Origin of the sequence: Pseudorhodoferax sp. Leaf274 (assembly GCF_001422445.1) — a bacterium.
Lineage (GTDB): Bacteria > Pseudomonadota > Gammaproteobacteria > Burkholderiales > Burkholderiaceae_C > Pseudorhodoferax.
This window is the reverse complement of sequence record NZ_LMNA01000028.1, coordinates 24,176-39,504: the sequence shown is the minus strand read 5'-3', so window position 1 is coordinate 39,504 and position 15,329 is coordinate 24,176. Positions and strand designations below refer to the sequence as shown.

Here is a 15,329-nt window from a genome sequence, read left to right as displayed (position 1 = left end):
CGGCCCGCTTGCGCGACACTCGCCGACGTGCGGCGCGCGACCCCCGGTCCCGGCGCACGGGCTGCCCGATGCGGCGAAAGAGGACGACCGATGCTGTTGACGATTGAGAACGTGCTGGCGCCTGAAGAAGTCCGCCAGTTCCGCGCCCACCTGGACCGTGCCTCCTGGGAGGACGGCGCCGCCACCGCCGGCAGCGCCGCACGCCAGGTCAAGCACAACCAGCAGGTCGGTGCGCTGGACGCGGTCGGCCTGCAGCTGGGCGAGCACCTGCTGCGCCGGCTGGGCGAGACACCGCAGTTCGTCTCGGCCGCGCTGCCCAGGCGCATCCACCCGCCCCGCTTCAACCGCTACGCCGGTGGCGGCCAGTACGGCGCGCACGTGGATGCGGCGATCATGCAGCTGCCGGGCGGCCAGAGCCTGCGCACCGACCTGTCGGCCACGCTGTTCCTGGCCGAGCCCGACGCGTACGAAGGCGGCGAGCTCGAGATCGAGGACGCCTACGGCGTGCAGTCGGTCAAGCTGGCCGCAGGCAGCCTGGTGCTCTACCCGTCCACCAGCCTGCACCGCGTGACGCCAGTGACCTCCGGTGCGCGCGTGGCGGCGTTCTTCTGGGTCGAGAGCCTGGTCGAGGACGACCGCGCGCGCACGCTGCTCTACGACCTCGACCAGTCCATCCAGGAGCTCAGCACCACGCTGTCCGCGCAGGACCCGCGTGTGCTCAAGCTCATGGGCATCTACCACAACCTGGTCCGGCGTTGGGCCGTGACCTGATCCTCCGAAGGAGACCTCCATGAAGACCCTTTTCACGCGCGCCCTGCCCCTGGCGCTGGCCATTCCCCTGGCACTCATGGCCGGCAACGCCATGGCCCACGGCAACGTCACCTGCACCAAGTACCCCAAGGCCGAATGGCGCCCGCACACCGAGCTGCAGGAAAAGCTCGTCAAGGACGGCTGGACCGTGCGCCGCATGGAAAAGACCGACACCTGCTACGAGGTCTACGGCAAGGACCCGCAGGGCAAGCGCGTCGAAGCCTTCTTCGACCCCAAGACCTTCGAGCGTGTCGAAGAAAAGTGAACTGAAGATCTGGGACCTCCCGGTGCGCCTCCTGCACTGGGCGCTGGTCGTGTGCGTCGCCACGGCCTGGTGGACCGGCGGCCGCACCGACGGCTGGCACGAGAACTTCGGCTACGCCGTCGCCGCCATCGTCGCATTGCGGCTGGCCTGGGGGTTCGGGCCGAGCCGCCACGCACGCTTTGCCCACTTCGTGCGCGGGCCCCGCACCACCTGGGCCTACGCCCGCACCGTGTGGCGCAGCCAGGCGCCGCGCTTCCTAGGGCACAACCCGCTCGGCGGCTGGATGGTGCTGGCGCTCCTGGGCAACTGCGCCACGCTGTGCCTGTCGGGCTGGCTCTACACCACTGACTGGCTGTGGGGCTATGGCTGGCTCTACTGGACGCACTTCGTGCTGGGCTGGTCGCTGGTCGGCCTGGCCACGCTGCACCTGGCCGGCGTGGTGTTCACCAGCTGGCAGCACCGCGACAACCTCGTGCGCGCCATGCTCACCGGGCGCAAGCCGCGGCCCGGCCCGCACGATCGACGCTAGCGGTCGGATTTCCGAACGGGCGGCCGGCTGGCGAACGGTCCACCGAACGCCAGGCCGGGGCACGCCCTGAAGGCCCCCCATACAAATCAATGACTTGAACGCCGATCCCTCGTGAACGGTGGCTGGCACGCGAACTGCCATGTCCTTGGTGTGCGCCAAGCACCAAGGCACAGCCAACCGTCCATTTTGAGGAGTTAGCGTTCGATGAAACGATTCTGTCCACCCCGCCTGACCCCGGTCGCCGCCATCGTGGCCTCCGTCGTCCTCGCTTGTGCTGCCGGGGTCATCCATGCCCATGGCGGTGATCCAGACCAGGTCTACGCGGTCCAGATCCCCTACGCGTCGGAAGACCAGCTGTCCAAGTTGACGGCGATGCTGGACCACCCCTACGTGGACCAGAAGACCCGCGTCGTCCACGCCGAGATCAGCGACACCGAACTCCATGCGGTCGAGGCGCTGGGCATCGGCGTGCAGATCGACGTGGAGGAGACTGCGCGCATCAAGGACTTCATCGCATCGCGTTCGCGCGACCAGGCCTCCGGCGCGCTCAAGCGCTCCTCGCGCGAGCAGCCCAGCTCGGTCGCCGACGGCACCCACGCGTGCTACCGCACCGTGGAGCAGACCTACGCCACCTTCGACGAGCTCAAGGCCAAGTACCCGAACCTGGTGCAGCTCAAGACGCTGGGGCCGGCCTGGATGAAGACGCAGATCAAGGATCCTACCGTCGTCAACAACCAGTACGACAACTCCTGGTCCAGCTACACCAGCCTGCTGGCCAAGTTCGTCCCGCAGAGCCTGCTGCAGCGCTTCAACCTGTCGCTGTTCCCGGCCCAGCCGCACGACGTGCGCGCCATCGTCGTCGGCAACTTCGCCAAGCAGGAGGGCAAGGAGGTGCCGCGCATGGTGTGGACCGGCGGCATCCACGCCCGCGAGTACGCCCCGCAGGAAGTGGGCACCAAGTTCATCGAGTGGCTGCTGGACAACTACGGCAAGGACCCCAACGCCACGATGATGCTGGACAACAACCAGTACCACTACATCATCCACAACCCCGACGGCCGCAAGCTGGCCGAGCAGGACCGCGCCGCCCGCCAGCGCAAGAACACCAACTACCTGACCGCGCTGTGCACCACGGGCACCAATGGCCAGCTCAGCTCGGGCGTCGACCTGAACCGCAACTACCCGTTCGGCTGGGCCACCGGCGGCGCCGGCGGCTCGGACGGCAACGTCTGCGGCGAGACCTTCCGCGGCACCGGCCCGGCCTCCGAGCCCGAGACGCAGGCCGTGCTGAACTACGTGCGCGGCACCTGGAACCAGGCGCAGTGCAAGTGGGAAGGCGGCGCCTTGCCCGACGGTCGCAACAAGTGGGCGGTGGACAGCACGGGCAAGGCGCTCGTGGGCACCCCCGGCCCCTACTGCAACCCCGAGAACCGTGCCAACAACGGCAGCGGCGAGCTCGACTGGCAGACCGGTGCGTCCGAGGACTATCCGGGCGGCATGTTCGTCGACCTGCACAGCAATGCGCGCGCGATCCTGTGGCCCTGGGGCGTGGAGCGCGCCGAGAACGGCTTCAACACCCACACGCCCAACAACAAGGGCATGGCCGTCATCGCGCAGCGCCTGGCCTACCACAACAACTACTCGTCGCAGCAGCTGCTCAGCTACAACACCGAGGGCACGACCAAGGACGCGTTCTACGGCTTCCTGGGCGCGCCCTCGTACACGGTGGAGATGGGCCGCTCGTTCTACGAGGACTGCGGCGTGTTCGACCGCGAGACCTATCCGGAGAACTTCAACGGCTTCCACTACATGAGCCGTGCGCTGCACCGCGTCTACCAGCTGCCGTTCGGCCCCGACACCGTCGACGTGAAGGTCGAGCAGACCGCTGCCGTGCCCGCCGGCACGAAGGTGAACGTCTCCGCGCTCGTGGACGACAACCGCTACCGCTACAGCAACGCGGGCCAGTCCACCATCCTGCCGCCGCCCTACCCGGTGGTCTACAACATCCGCGACGCCAAGGTCTACATCGACCAGATGCCCTGGGAGGCCGGGGCCCAGGGCAAGCCGCTGGAGCTGGGCACCTCGGACCAGGCCAAGTCCGACTTCCCTGACGCGACCAAGCGCGCCTTCGGCCAGATCGACACGACCGGCCTGGCCCCGGGCCGCCACATGGTCTATGTGCAGGGCACCAACAGCGACGGCAAGCCCGGCGCCGTGTCGGCCGCGTTCCTGGACGTCGCCGAAGCCAAGAGCAGCGGTGGCGGTGGCGCCGTCGGTGGCCTGGCCGCCGCGCTGGCCGGCCTGGCTGCAGTGGCCCTGCAACGTCGCCGCAAGCAGTCCGCCGCCAACGGCGCCTGAGCCCCGTCCAAGCGCCGGGCCTGCACTGCGGGCCCGGCAGCCCACCAGAACGATTTCGAGGAAACCACATGCATTCCCGCAACACCTGCGCGCTCTCGGCCCTGGCCCTGGCCGCGTCCACCTTCCTGGCCGCCTGCGGCGGCGGCGGCAGCGATGACCCGGCCAACCCGCCAGGCACCTCGCGCGAAGTCACCGGCTACGTGCTCGACCGCGGCCTGAACAACGCGACCGCCTGCCTGGACCTGAACGACAACCGCGCCTGCGATGCCGGCGAACCGTCGGCCATGACCGCCAACGGCAACTTCAAGATCACCACCACGCAGGCCGCCGACGCCGTCGTGCTGGTGCAGGCCGGCACCGGCAGCACCACGTCCGAAGGCCCGGTCGTCGCGCCCTATGTGCTGAGCGCGCCGCTGGGCCGCCATGCCGTCATCTCGCCCTACACCACGCTGCTGCAGTCCGAGGTCGACTCGGGCCGCTCGGCCAACCTGGCGCAGGCCGAGGAGACGCTGCTGTCCTTCCTGGTCGGCTCGGCCGGGCAGGTCGGCGGCATCCAGCTCTACGACAACTACGAGGCGGCCGCAGGCACCACGGCCAGCGCGGCGCAGCAGAAGATGCTGGCGCTGGGCCAGCTGCTCACGCGCGGCTTCGCCGAGGTGGGCGCCAGCGTGGGCGGCGGCAGCCGCGCCGTCTTCGAGGCCTACGCCGCCGTGGCGCCGGGCTCGCTGCAGCAGCTGCTCTACCAGATCCCGTCCACGCTGACGCCGGAGCAGCGCGAGTCGCTGTTCCTGGCCACGCGCGACAGCCTGGTGCCCAGCGCCGCCACGCTGGCCGGCGTGGCCAAGGCCAAGGCTGCCACCGCGGCCCAGCCCATCGAGGGCGCCTGGGTGCGCACCGACGGCACGACGCGCGAGGTGTTCCTGTTCGGTGGCGACGGCACCTTCGTGCACCAGGTCATCGCCACGCCGGTCGGCGCCAACTACGCCTTCGACAACGGCCTGGGCTACCGCTACGGCCGCTACAGCCTGAGCGGCTCCACGCTGTCGCTGGAGCTGATCGAGGCGGCCAATGCGCGCGGACCCGCGGCCGGCGCGCACACGGCGACGGTGGCCGGCAACGCCATGACGCTGGACGGCACCAGCCTCACCCGCGTGGCCAGCGCCAGCAACGCGCTGGTGGGCGGCTGGGTGCGGCCCATGGGCCTGAGCCGGCCCGAGTACATGGTGCTGCTGGAGGACGGCACCTACGCGCACAGCACCTTCTACTACCAGAACGACCGCCAGACGGGCACCGCCACCGCGCTGGAGACGGCCCGCAACGTCGGCGTGCAGATCGGCAGCTACGCCACCAGCGGCGCCAATGCCGATGTGGTGGAGTTCGGCGCCACCACCATCGACTTCAACGGCAACCTGTCGGTGCCCAGCAACCCGGGCGTGGCGCACATCCAGGCCGACGGCAGCCTCTCGCTGTCGGGCCTGCGGCTGGTCAAGCTGGGCAGCACGCTGGGCGCGCAGGCCGTCACCGGCTTCAGCGAGGCCACGCGCTCGCGCATCTGGTCGGGCCGCTACTTCAGCCGCACGGTCTCGGGCTCGGGCAACAACGCCGTGGTCGAGTACCTCTACGTCAAGGGCCCGGCCACGGTGCAGGCGTTCGGCAACGTGCCCACGGCCAGCGGCGCGGCCTGCCCAGCGCTGGCGGCACCGTTCGCCAACATCGACCCGTCCGACGGCATCCTGAAGCAATTCGTGATCGGCACCGGCACCGGCGCCGCGGCGGCCTATGCGCAACGGCGCATGAGCTACGGCACCCCTGCCAGCTTCACGACGCTGACGCCCGTGGTGCGGCCCACCGACGCCACCGCCCGCTGCACGGTGCCGTTCTGAGCGCCTGAGCACGCACCGCCGCCGCGCGGTGCATTGCCCGGCCGGTGCGCGTGGACAGCCCGCGCACCGGCCCGGCATCCGACATGCTTTCCACGTCTCCATGCGACCCTTTTCCCTGATCCCGATGCTGTTCGCCGCCGCACTGGCATGGCCGCACGGCGCGCCCGCCATGGCCGGCGAGACGCTGCGCAAGATCCAGCAGACCGGCACCATCACGCTGGGCCACCGGCAGTCGTCCGTGCCGTTCTCCTACTACGACACGCGCAAGCAGGTGGTGGGCTATTCCCACGACCTGTCCACCGCGGTGTCGCAGGCGGTCCGGCGCGCGCTGCAGCTGCCCGCGCTGACCACCAAGCTGGTGCCGGTCACGGCGCAGAACCGCATCCCCATGGTGGTCAGCGGCAACGTCGACCTGGAGTGCGGCTCCACCACGCACAACCAGGAGCGCGCGCGCCAGGTGCTGTTCTCGACCTCGTTCTTCGTCATCAGCACGCGGCTGATGGTGCACCGCGAGGCCGGCATCCAGGACTTCAGGGACCTGGCCGGCAAGCGCGTGGTGGTGACCTCGGGCACCACCTCCGAGCGGCTGATCCGCACCTTCGCCGAATCGTCGGGCCTGAAGTTCCAGATCCTCACCGCGCGCGAGCACGAGGAGTCGTTCGGCGCCCTCGAACGCGGCCAGGCCGACGCCTTCATGATGGACGACGCCCTGCTCTACGGCGAGCGCGCCAAGGCCCAGCAGCCGCTGGACTGGATCGTCGTCGGCACGCCCATGACGCGCGAGGCCTACGGCTGCATGATGCGCAAGGACGATGCGCAGCTCAAGCGCATCGTCGACCAGGAGATCGAGCGGTTGATGCGCTCCGGCGAGCTGCTCGCGGTCTACCGCAAGTGGTTCGAGCGGCCGATCCCCACCAAGGGCCTGAACATGAACTGGCCGCCGTCGCAGGACGTGCTCGACCTGTTCCAGAACCCCAACGACAGGCCGCTGCAGTGACCTGTCCATCCCCACCGGATTCCTTCCATCGGCGCGCCTGCGCGCCACCAACCTGCGAGCCCACCATGAAACTCCGTGCCCTTCCCCTGATCTGCGCATTGCTGGCCGCTGCCGGCGCCGGCCAGGCCCAAACCACCGACACGCTGGCCAAGGTCAAGAGCTCCGGCACCATCGTGCAGGGCGTGCGCGAATCCTCGGGCGCCCTGGCCTACATGCTGGGCACCGGCGTCTACACCGGCTTTCACTACGACGTGTGCGCCAATGTCATCAGCGACGTGCGGCGCCAGCTCGGCCTGTCGGAGCTGACGATCCAGTACCAGCCGGTGACCTCGGCCAACCGCATCCCGCTGCTGCGCAACGGCACGGTGGACATCGAGTGCGGCTCCACCACCAACGACGCCAACCGCGCCAAGGAAGTCGCGTTCGCCAGCACGCTGTACGTGGAGGAGGTGCGCATCGCCGTGCGCGCCGACTCGGCCATCCAGTCGGTGGCCGACCTCAAGGACAAGACCGTGGTCACCACCACCGGGACCACCTCGGTGCAGCTGCTGCGCCAGAACAAGCGCGCCCAGGGCCTGAGCTTCCGCGAGATCGCCGGCAAGGACCACTCCGACAGCTTCCTGCTGCTGGAATCGGGCCGCGCCGACGCCTTCGTGATGGACGGCCAGATCCTGGCGGGCAACATCGCGCGCTCCAAGAACCCCAAGGGCTTCAAGCTGGTGGGCGAGCCGCTGTCGGTCGAGCCGATCGCCATCATGCTGCGCAAGGACGACCCGGCTTTCAAGAAGGCTGTGGACGACAGCATCGCGCGCCAGGTGAAGGACGGCACCGTGGCCAAGCTCTACGACAAGTGGTTCGTGCAGCCGATCCCGCCGACCGGCGCGTCGCTGAACATGCCGGCATCGCCCGCCACGCGCGCGGCCTGGGCCAACCTGAACGACAAGCCCAAGGAAGCCTACACCGTCGACTGACGCGGACCTGCCCCGGAGAGCGCCATGGCCCCCTCTTGCGCACGCGCCCTGACCACGGTGGCCCTCGCCAGCGTGGCGATGGCCGCACTGCAGGCCCTGCCGGATGCCTGGCAGCAGGCGCTGCGCTACGAGCGCGCCGCCGTGCTGCAGGGCGAGCTCTGGCGCCTGTGGACCGGGCACCTCGTCCACCTGGGCTGGGTGCACTGGGCGCTCAACGCGCTCGGCCTGCTGGTGTACGCGCTGCTGGCCGACCGGCCGCCGGCACCGCTCACGCTGCTGCGCCAATGGTTCGTGCTGGCAACCGGCATCTCGCTGCTGTTCGTGGCGCTGGTGCCCACGCTGGCCCACTACGTCGGCCTGTCGGGCGTGCTGTACGGGCTGTTCCTGCTGGCGCTGTGGCCGGGCGTGCGGCGGCTGGACCCGGTCAGCATCGCGGCGCTGTGCACCGTGGCGGCCTGGCTGGGTGCGCAGCTGATCCGCGGGCCGGACCGGCACGAGATGGCGCTGGTGGGCGGCGCCATCATCGTGCAGGCCCATGTGTTCGGCCTGGCCTGCGCGGCGCTGATGCTGGCCGCGCCGCAGCGCCTGCGCAGCGGGCGCCACCACGGCCGCGCCGGCTGCCGAGGGGCCCTCACTCGTCCCTGGGTTCGGACGGGGCGACGCTGATGCCGTAGCGGCGGATCTTGTCGTTCAGCGTGGTCTTGGCCACGCGCAGCGCGCGCGCACTGCGGGCCAGGCTGCCGTTGTTGCGCCGGAGCTCGTCCAGGATCAGCTGGCGCTCGTAGTCCTCCACCGATTCCGACAGCGAGCGCGGCGACACCAGCGCGCTGGAGGCGTGCTGCAGCGTGGCGCCCAGCAGCGGCGTGGACACGCCCAGCGCGATGCAGTCGGCCAGGTTGCGCAGCTCGCGCACGTTGCCGGGCCATGCGTAGGCGGCCAACCGCTCCAGCAGCTCGGGCCCCACGGGCGGCACCGGCCGGCCGAAGCGGCTGGCGGCGAGCACGAAGAAATGCGCCAGCAGCTCGGCGATGTCGTCGGTGCGCCGGCGCAGCGGCGGCAGGTCCACGGTCACAACGTTGAGCCGGTAGTACAGGTCGAGCCGGAACTGCCCGCTCCTGGCCTTGTCGACCAGGTTCTCCTTGGTCGCCGCGACCACGCGCACATCGACCGGGATGGAGGTGTTGGAGCCCAGCCGCTCCAGCCGGCGCTCCTGCAGCACGCGCAGCAGCTTGACCTGCATGCCCATGGGCATGCTCTCCAGCTCGTCCAGGAACAGCGTGCCGCCGTTGGCATGCTCGATCTTGCCGATGCGGCGCTTCTGCGCGCCCGTGAAGGCGCCCGCCTCGTGGCCGAACAGTTCGCTGTCGAGCAGGTTGTCGGGCATGCCGCCGCAGTTGAGCGCGACGAAAGGGCCTTTGCGCCGGCCCGACAGCTCGTGCAGCGACTGCGCCACGAGTTCCTTGCCGGTGCCGGTCTCGCCGTGCACGAGCACGTCCACGGGCGAGCCGGCGATCTCGGTGATCAGCCGCCGCACGGCCTGCATGCCGGCGGACGAGCCCACCAGCCGCGCCAGCCCGTCGCCGGCCGCAGGCGGGGGCGCGGCCCGGGCCAGGTTGGCCCGCAGCGCCAGGCGGCGCTTGTCGAGCGCGCGCCGCACCGAATCGACCAGCTTCTCGGGCGAGAACGGCTTGGTGATGAAGTCGTAGGCGCCCTCGCGCATGGCGTCCACCGCGAGGTTGATGTCGCCATGGCCGGTGATCATGATGCAGGGCAGTTCGGGGTCGACGCTGTGCGCGTACTTGACCAGGCTCAGGCCGTCGCTCTTGGGCAGCCGCATGTCGGTGACCACCACGCCGCGGTAGCCCGGCGTGATGATGGGCAGCGCGGGCTCGGCGGCGTCCAGCGCGCGTGAACGGATGCCCGCCAGGCTCAGCGCCTGGCGGCAGGCCAGCTGCATGTCGGGGTCGTCCTCGACCAGCAGCACGGTCATCTCGTCATCCATCGTGGGGTTCTCCTCGTTGTGGTGCGCAGGGCAGGTAGATGCTGAAGCAAGCGCCGGGCCCGTCGCGGTTCCAGGCCCGCAGCGCGCCGCCGAAGTCCTGCACGATGTCGCGCGAGATCGTCAGGCCCAGGCCCAGCCCTTTTTGCTTGGTGGTGTAGAAGGGTTCGAACAGGTGCGAGGCGAAGTCCGGCGGCAGGCCGCAACCGGTGTCCTCCACGTCCAGCCGCAGGCAGTAGGCGCGGCCATCGGCGGCGGTGGCCTCGTGCGCCGATGGTGCGCGTTCCGCCACCAGCGTGAGCTGGCGCAGCGGGGCATCGGCCATCGCGTCGATGGCGTTGCCGACCAGGTTCACGAGCACCTGCTCGAGCCGGTGCGCATCGCACCAGGCCGGCAGGTGTTCGCCGGCGGTCCGATTGTCCACCGCCACGCCCAGGTGGGCCAGCTGCGTCTGGTACAGGAACAGCGCGTTGGCGATGGACTGGCCCACGTCGATGGTGCTCAGCGAAGGCTCGGTGCGCCGCGCGAAGCTGCGCAGCGGATGGATGATGGTGCCCATGCGCTCGGTCAGCCGGGCGATGATCTCCAGGTTCTGCTGCACGCTTTCCAGGTCCTGGCGCTTGGCGAACTCCATCGCGTTGCCCGCGAAGGTGCGCACGCCGCCCAGCGGCTGCGTCAGCTCGTGCGTGATGCCCGCGGCCATGCGGCCCAGCACCGCCATCTTGCCGGCGTGCACCAGCTCGCCCTGGGTGGCGCGCAGCGTGGCCTCGGTCTGCTTGCGCTCGGCCACTTCCTTGACGAGCTGCGCGTTGGCCAGCGTCAGCGCCGCCGTGCGCTGGCCGACCTTGTGCTCCAGCGAGAGGTTGGCCTGCTCGAGCAGGCGCTCGGATTCGCGCCGGTGGCGGTGGATGCGCCGGCGCTGGGCCATGAACAGCACCACCAGGATCAGGAAGGCGGCACCGGTCGCGGACACGGCGCCGGCCAGCACCGCCTCCTCGCGCGCACCGGCCACGTCGGTGAACAGCATCACGCGCCAGTCCATGCCGTTGATGCTGCGGCCCGAAACGATCTGCGCGACCTCCTGGAAGCCGAAGTAGCGGTTGGCCTGCGCCAGGCTGCCATGGATGGACAGGGTCTCGGGGTTGACCTTGAGCTGCACGGGCAGCGGAAAGCGCTGCAGGGGCATGCGGTTGTACATGCGGCTGAGCTGCAGGTCGACGCGGCGTTCGATCGGCATCTCCTGCAGCGTGGTGTAGGTCCAGGCGGGGTCGGACGACAGGATCACCACGCCGTTGGTGTCGGCCAGCAGCGCGGGGGCGCCCAGCATGTCCCAGATCTGGTTGATCGGGTCCAGGTTGATCATGATCACCGCCACGCCCACCACCTTGGCGCCGTCGCGGATCGGGTGCGAGACGAAGTACGCGGGCCGGTTGCCGACCAGGCTGATCGCGAAGTGCCGCCCGACGCGGCCCGACAGCGCCTCCTGGAAGTAGGGCCGGAACGAGAAGTCCTCCTCGGGCAGCGTGTCCATGCGGGTGCGGGCGCTGGAGGCCACGATGGCGCCGCGCTCGTCCAGCACGTAGATGGCGATGCCGCCCATGAAGGCATTCAGGCGCTGCAGGTAGCGGTCGGCCCGCTCGCGCACGGCGGCGCGGTGCGGCGCATGGAACAGGCGCTGGATCTCCTCGCTGAGCTGCACCGTGGCGGGCACGTCCTCCAGCCGCTGGATCATGCCCTCCACCGCGGAGGAGAACAGCTCCAGCCGGTGGCGCACGTCGGCCTGCAGGTTGTCCACCGCGCGGCGCTCGAAGCTCAGGTAGCCGAGCGCGCCGCTCAGGCCGACGAAGACGAGCGCGGCCAGCCATGCCGCGCCCTTCAGCGCGGCATGGCGGATCGGGGAACGCAGCGGGGGACTTGCCTGCCCGGTACCGGAGTCTTCAGCCCGAGGGCTCTTCATGTTCACCTTGGCGTGGGGCCGAATGTGGTGCGTTCGCGCGGGAGTCACACGGATGCAGCAAATCGTGTGCCCGGCCGGCCTGCAAAAGGATGCAACTGGACCACAGGATGGTCGCGCACGCTATCGGTGCACATACCGATGGTCCGGCCATGCGCGCGCCGCAGACCGGCCGCGCGGCCGATAAAATCCGCGGCTCCCCACGTACAGACCGCCGCCACCGCCAAGGTGCGCGCCGCCTCGCCATGTCCCTGCTCGCCCACCAGCTCGAACTGCTCGCGCCCGCCCGCGACGCCGACATCGGCATCGCCGCCATCGACCACGGCGCCGACGCCGTCTACATCGGCGGCCCGGGCTTCGGCGCCCGGGCCTCGGCCGGCAACCCGGTGCAGGACATCGAGCGCCTGGCGCGCCACGCGCACCGCTTCAACAGCAAGGTGTTCATCACGCTCAACACCATCCTGCGCGACGACGAGCTGGACGGCGCGCGCCAGATGGCCTGGGACGTCTACCACGCCGGCGCCGACGTGCTGATCGTGCAGGACATGGGCCTGCTGCAACTCGAAGGCATGCCACCCATCCAGCTGCACGCCAGCACCCAGACCGACATCCGCACGCCCGAGAAGGCCCGCTTCATGCAGGACGCCGGCTTCTCGCAGATCGTGCTGGCGCGCGAGCTCACGCTGCAGCAGATCCGCGCCATCCACGCCGTGCTCGATCCGGCGCGCAGCCAGCTGGAGTTCTTCGTGCACGGCGCGCTGTGCGTGGCCTACAGCGGCCAGTGCTACATCAGCCATGCCCACACCGGCCGCAGCGCCAACCGCGGCGACTGCTCGCAGGCCTGCCGCCTGCCCTACCAGGTGGTGGACAGCAAGGGCCGCTTCGTCGCGCACGACAAGCATGTGCTGTCGATGAAGGACAACAACCAGTCGGCCAACATCGCCGCGCTGGTCGATGCCGGCATCCGCAGCTTCAAGATCGAAGGCCGCTACAAGGACATGGCCTACGTCAAGAACATCACCGCGCACTACCGCAGGCTGATGGACGAGCTGATCGAGGCGCGCGAGAACGATCCCATGCATGCGCCGCTGGCGCGCGCCTCCAGTGGCCGCACCAGCTTCACGTTCACGCCCGACCCGGACCAGAACTTCAACCGCGAGTTCACCGACTACTTCGTCAACGGCCGCAAGGACGACATCGGCGCCTTCGACACGCCCAAGAACCCGGGCCGTGCGATCGGCTGGGTCACGCAGGTCGGCCCAAACTGGGTGGAGATCGAGACCACGGACGCCGCCACCCTGCTGCACAACGGCGACGGCCTGTGCTACTACGACCTGCAGAAGGAGCTCGTAGGCCTGGCCGTCAACCGCGCCGAGCCGGCCAGCCCCACCAAGCTGAACCGCTGGCGCGTGTTCCCCAAGGACGATCTGGCCGGCCTGCGCGACCTGCGCCAGGGCACCGAGGTGAACCGCAACCGCGACATGGACTGGGTGCGCATGCTGGACAAGAAGTCCAGCGAGCGCCGCATCGGCGTGTGGGTGCGCTTCGGCCAGACCGCGCAGGGCTTCGTGCTGCAACTGACCGACGAGGACGGCCACCAGGCGCAGGCCACGGCGCGCCACGCGCACGAACCGGCACGCGACGCCGAGCGCGGTCTCTCCAGCCTGCGCGAGCACCTGGGCCGCTTCGGCGCCACCGACTTCGCCCCCATCGACATCGCGATCGACCTGGCCCAGCCCTGGTTCGTGCCGGCCTCGCTCGTCAACCAGCTGCGCCGCGAGGCCTGCGAGCGGCTGGAGGCCGCACGCCTGGCGGCCTACCAGCGCCCGCAGCGCGCCGCCGCGGTGGAGCCGCCCGTGCCCTACCCCGAGGACACGCTGACGTATCTCGCCAACGTGTTCAACGACCAGGCCCGCCGGTTCTACGCGCGCCACGGCGTGAACGTGATCGCCGCCGCCTACGAGGCGCACGAGGAGGAAGGCGAGGTCTCGCTCATGATCACCAAGCACTGCGTGCGCTTCTCGCTGTCGCTGTGTCCCAAGCAGGCCAAGGGCGTGACGGGCGTACAGGGGCAGGTCAAGGCCGAGCCGCTGGCGCTCATCAACGGCAAGGAGAAGCTCACCCTGCGCTTCGACTGCAAGCCCTGCGAGATGCACGTGGTGGGCAGGATCAAGCGCGCCGTGCTGAACGAGGCCCAGGCGCAGCCGATGACCTTCTACAAAACGCGGCCGGACGCGCAGGCGGCGCACTGACGCGGGGCTGGCCCCAGGGCCTGCGGCACCGCCAGCTGCGCCGGGCGGGTCGCACCGGCCGCTGCATACGCCCCCTGGCAAACCCGAAGCTGCGTACACCGCAGTAGGATGGCGCCGGCTCCGGGGCGCCATGCCCCGGCGCACGTCGCAGCACACCCCGAAGGAGACTCCGCATGCCGTTCGCATTCCGCCCCACCACCTTCATCGCGCTCGCCGGCCTGGCCCTGGCCGGCAACGCGCTGGCCCAGGAACAGGTCGTCAAGATCGGCCACAGCGGCCCGCTGTCCGGCCCCAACGCCTACGCCGGCAAGGACAACGAGAACGGCGTGCGCCTGGCCATCGAGGATCTCAACGCGAAGAAGATCGCCGCCGGCGGCAAGACGCTGAAGTTCGAGCTCGTGTCCGAGGACGACCAGTGCGACCCCAAGCAGGGCGTCGCCGTCGCGCAGAAGTTCGTCGACAGCAACGTCAAGTTCGTGCTCGGGCCGTACTGCTCCGGCGTGGCGATCCCGGCCTCGCGCCTGTACGACGGCGGCGACGTGGTGATGTCCACCGTGGGCACCAACCCCAAGGTCACGCAGGGCGGCTACAAGAACCTGTTCCGCATCATCGCCAGCGACAACCAGATCGGCTCGTCCATGGCGGTCTACGCGGCCCAGGTGCTCAAGGTCAAGAAGGTCGGCGTGATCGACGACCGCACGGCGTTCGGCCAGGGCCTGGCCGACGAGTTCGTCAAGGAGGCCGAGAAGCAGGGCCTCACCGTGGTGGGCAAGGAGTTCACGACCGACAAGGCGACGGATTTCTCGGCCATCCTGACCAACCTCAAGGGCAAGCAGCCCGACGTGATCTTCTTCGGCGGCTACGCGCCCCAGGCCGCGCCCATGACGGCGCAGATGAAGCGGCTGGCCATCACGGCCAAGCTGCTGGGCGGCGACACGCTGTGCAGCCCCGAGATGGGCAAGCTCGGCGGCGACGCGGTGAACGACACGGTGTTCTGCGCGCAGGCCGGCGCCATGGCCAAGGACGGCAGCCCGGCCGCGGCCTTCCGCACCAGGTACAAGGCCCGCTTCAACCAGGACGCCGACGCCTACGCCCCCGCCTACTACGACCAGACCATGTTCCTCGGCGAGGCCATGGGCAAGGCCGGCAGCACCGATCCGCTCAAGGTGTCCGACTACCTGCACAAGAACACCCACCAGGGCGTGGCCGCGAGCTACACCTACGACGCGCAGGGCAACCTGCAGAAGGCGCCCGTCACCGTGTCGACCTTCAAGGCCGGCAAGATGTCGCCCCTGGCCAGTTACTAAGCCC

12 protein-coding genes are annotated in these 15,329 nt (G+C 69.8%); 10 read left to right on the top strand and 2 right to left on the bottom strand.

Annotation, left to right across the window (positions count from 1 at the left end):
- Nucleotides 1-90 precede the first annotated feature (90 nt).
- The 8 genes from ASF44_RS24075 to rrtA all read left to right on the top strand — a co-directional run bounded on the left by ASF44_RS24075 (nt 91) and on the right by rrtA (nt 8,479).
- Nucleotides 91-771 (top strand): Fe2+-dependent dioxygenase, encoded by a 681-nt coding sequence (locus tag ASF44_RS24075; RefSeq protein WP_056901804.1) that lies wholly within the window; start codon nt 91-93, stop codon nt 769-771.
- A 19-nt stretch (nt 772-790) separates the two neighbouring features.
- Nucleotides 791-1,075, top strand: coding sequence for a PepSY domain-containing protein (locus ASF44_RS24070; protein ID WP_056901803.1), 285 nt, complete (start codon nt 791-793; stop codon nt 1,073-1,075).
- Nucleotides 1,059-1,604 (top strand): cytochrome b/b6 domain-containing protein, encoded by a 546-nt coding sequence (locus tag ASF44_RS24065; protein ID WP_235579332.1) that lies wholly within the window; start codon nt 1,059-1,061, stop codon nt 1,602-1,604. The genes ASF44_RS24070 and ASF44_RS24065 overlap by 17 nt, the downstream gene beginning before the upstream one ends.
- Nucleotides 1,605-1,808: 204 nt before the next feature.
- On the top strand, nt 1,809-3,962 hold the full coding sequence (locus ASF44_RS24060) for a M14 family zinc carboxypeptidase (protein WP_056901802.1): 2,154 nt from the start codon (nt 1,809-1,811) through the stop codon (nt 3,960-3,962).
- Between the two features lie 68 nt (nt 3,963-4,030).
- Nucleotides 4,031-5,845 (top strand): hypothetical protein, encoded by a 1,815-nt coding sequence (locus ASF44_RS24055; protein ID WP_056901801.1) that lies wholly within the window; start codon nt 4,031-4,033, stop codon nt 5,843-5,845.
- A 100-nt stretch (nt 5,846-5,945) separates the two neighbouring features.
- On the top strand, nt 5,946-6,842 hold the full coding sequence (locus ASF44_RS24050; protein ID WP_056901800.1) for a transporter substrate-binding domain-containing protein: 897 nt from the start codon (nt 5,946-5,948) through the stop codon (nt 6,840-6,842).
- Between the two features lie 65 nt (nt 6,843-6,907).
- Nucleotides 6,908-7,813 carry an amino acid ABC transporter substrate-binding protein gene (locus ASF44_RS24045; RefSeq protein WP_056901799.1) on the top strand — a complete coding sequence of 302 codons (906 nt, stop codon included), beginning with the start codon at nt 6,908-6,910 and terminating at the stop codon, nt 7,811-7,813.
- A 24-nt stretch (nt 7,814-7,837) separates the two neighbouring features.
- Complete coding sequence (rrtA, locus tag ASF44_RS24040) at nt 7,838-8,479, top strand: rhombosortase (RefSeq protein WP_056901798.1); 642 nt, start codon at nt 7,838-7,840, stop codon at nt 8,477-8,479.
- On the opposite strand, the gene ASF44_RS24035 is transcribed toward rrtA, so the two are convergent.
- Nucleotides 8,445-9,815, bottom strand: coding sequence for a sigma-54 dependent transcriptional regulator (locus tag ASF44_RS24035; protein ID WP_056901797.1), 1,371 nt, complete (start codon nt 9,813-9,815; stop codon nt 8,445-8,447). The genes rrtA and ASF44_RS24035 overlap by 35 nt on opposite strands.
- Nucleotides 9,808-11,769, bottom strand: coding sequence for an ATP-binding protein (locus ASF44_RS24030; RefSeq protein ID WP_056901796.1), 1,962 nt, complete (start codon nt 11,767-11,769; stop codon nt 9,808-9,810). The genes ASF44_RS24035 and ASF44_RS24030 overlap by 8 nt, the downstream gene beginning before the upstream one ends.
- A gap of 242 nt (nt 11,770-12,011) precedes the next feature.
- Between ASF44_RS24030 and ASF44_RS24025 the strand changes: the two genes are divergently transcribed.
- Nucleotides 12,012-14,018, top strand: a complete 2,007-nt coding sequence (locus tag ASF44_RS24025; protein WP_056901795.1) for a U32 family peptidase — start codon at nt 12,012-12,014, stop codon at nt 14,016-14,018.
- A gap of 173 nt (nt 14,019-14,191) precedes the next feature.
- Nucleotides 14,192-15,325: a branched-chain amino acid ABC transporter substrate-binding protein gene (locus ASF44_RS24020; RefSeq protein WP_056901794.1), complete on the top strand. Its 1,134-nt coding sequence runs from the start codon at nt 14,192-14,194 to the stop codon at nt 15,323-15,325.
- Nucleotides 15,326-15,329 lie beyond the last annotated feature (4 nt).

Coding starts and splice junctions, on each gene's coding strand:
- ASF44_RS24055 (WP_056901801.1), top strand. CDS start 4,031: ATGCATTCCCGCAACACCTGCGCGCTCTCGGCCCTGGCCCTGGCCGCG.
- rrtA (WP_056901798.1), top strand. CDS start 7,838: ATGGCCCCCTCTTGCGCACGCGCCCTGACCACGGTGGCCCTCGCCAGC.
- ASF44_RS24075 (WP_056901804.1), top strand. CDS start 91: ATGCTGTTGACGATTGAGAACGTGCTGGCGCCTGAAGAAGTCCGCCAG.
- ASF44_RS24050 (WP_056901800.1), top strand. CDS start 5,946: ATGCGACCCTTTTCCCTGATCCCGATGCTGTTCGCCGCCGCACTGGCA.
- ASF44_RS24060 (WP_056901802.1), top strand. CDS start 1,809: ATGAAACGATTCTGTCCACCCCGCCTGACCCCGGTCGCCGCCATCGTG.
- ASF44_RS24020 (WP_056901794.1), top strand. CDS start 14,192: ATGCCGTTCGCATTCCGCCCCACCACCTTCATCGCGCTCGCCGGCCTG.
- ASF44_RS24030 (WP_056901796.1), bottom strand. CDS start 11,769: ATGAAGAGCCCTCGGGCTGAAGACTCCGGTACCGGGCAGGCAAGTCCC.
- ASF44_RS24035 (WP_056901797.1), bottom strand. CDS start 9,815: ATGGATGACGAGATGACCGTGCTGCTGGTCGAGGACGACCCCGACATG.
- ASF44_RS24070 (WP_056901803.1), top strand. CDS start 791: ATGAAGACCCTTTTCACGCGCGCCCTGCCCCTGGCGCTGGCCATTCCC.
- ASF44_RS24025 (WP_056901795.1), top strand. CDS start 12,012: ATGTCCCTGCTCGCCCACCAGCTCGAACTGCTCGCGCCCGCCCGCGAC.
- ASF44_RS24045 (WP_056901799.1), top strand. CDS start 6,908: ATGAAACTCCGTGCCCTTCCCCTGATCTGCGCATTGCTGGCCGCTGCC.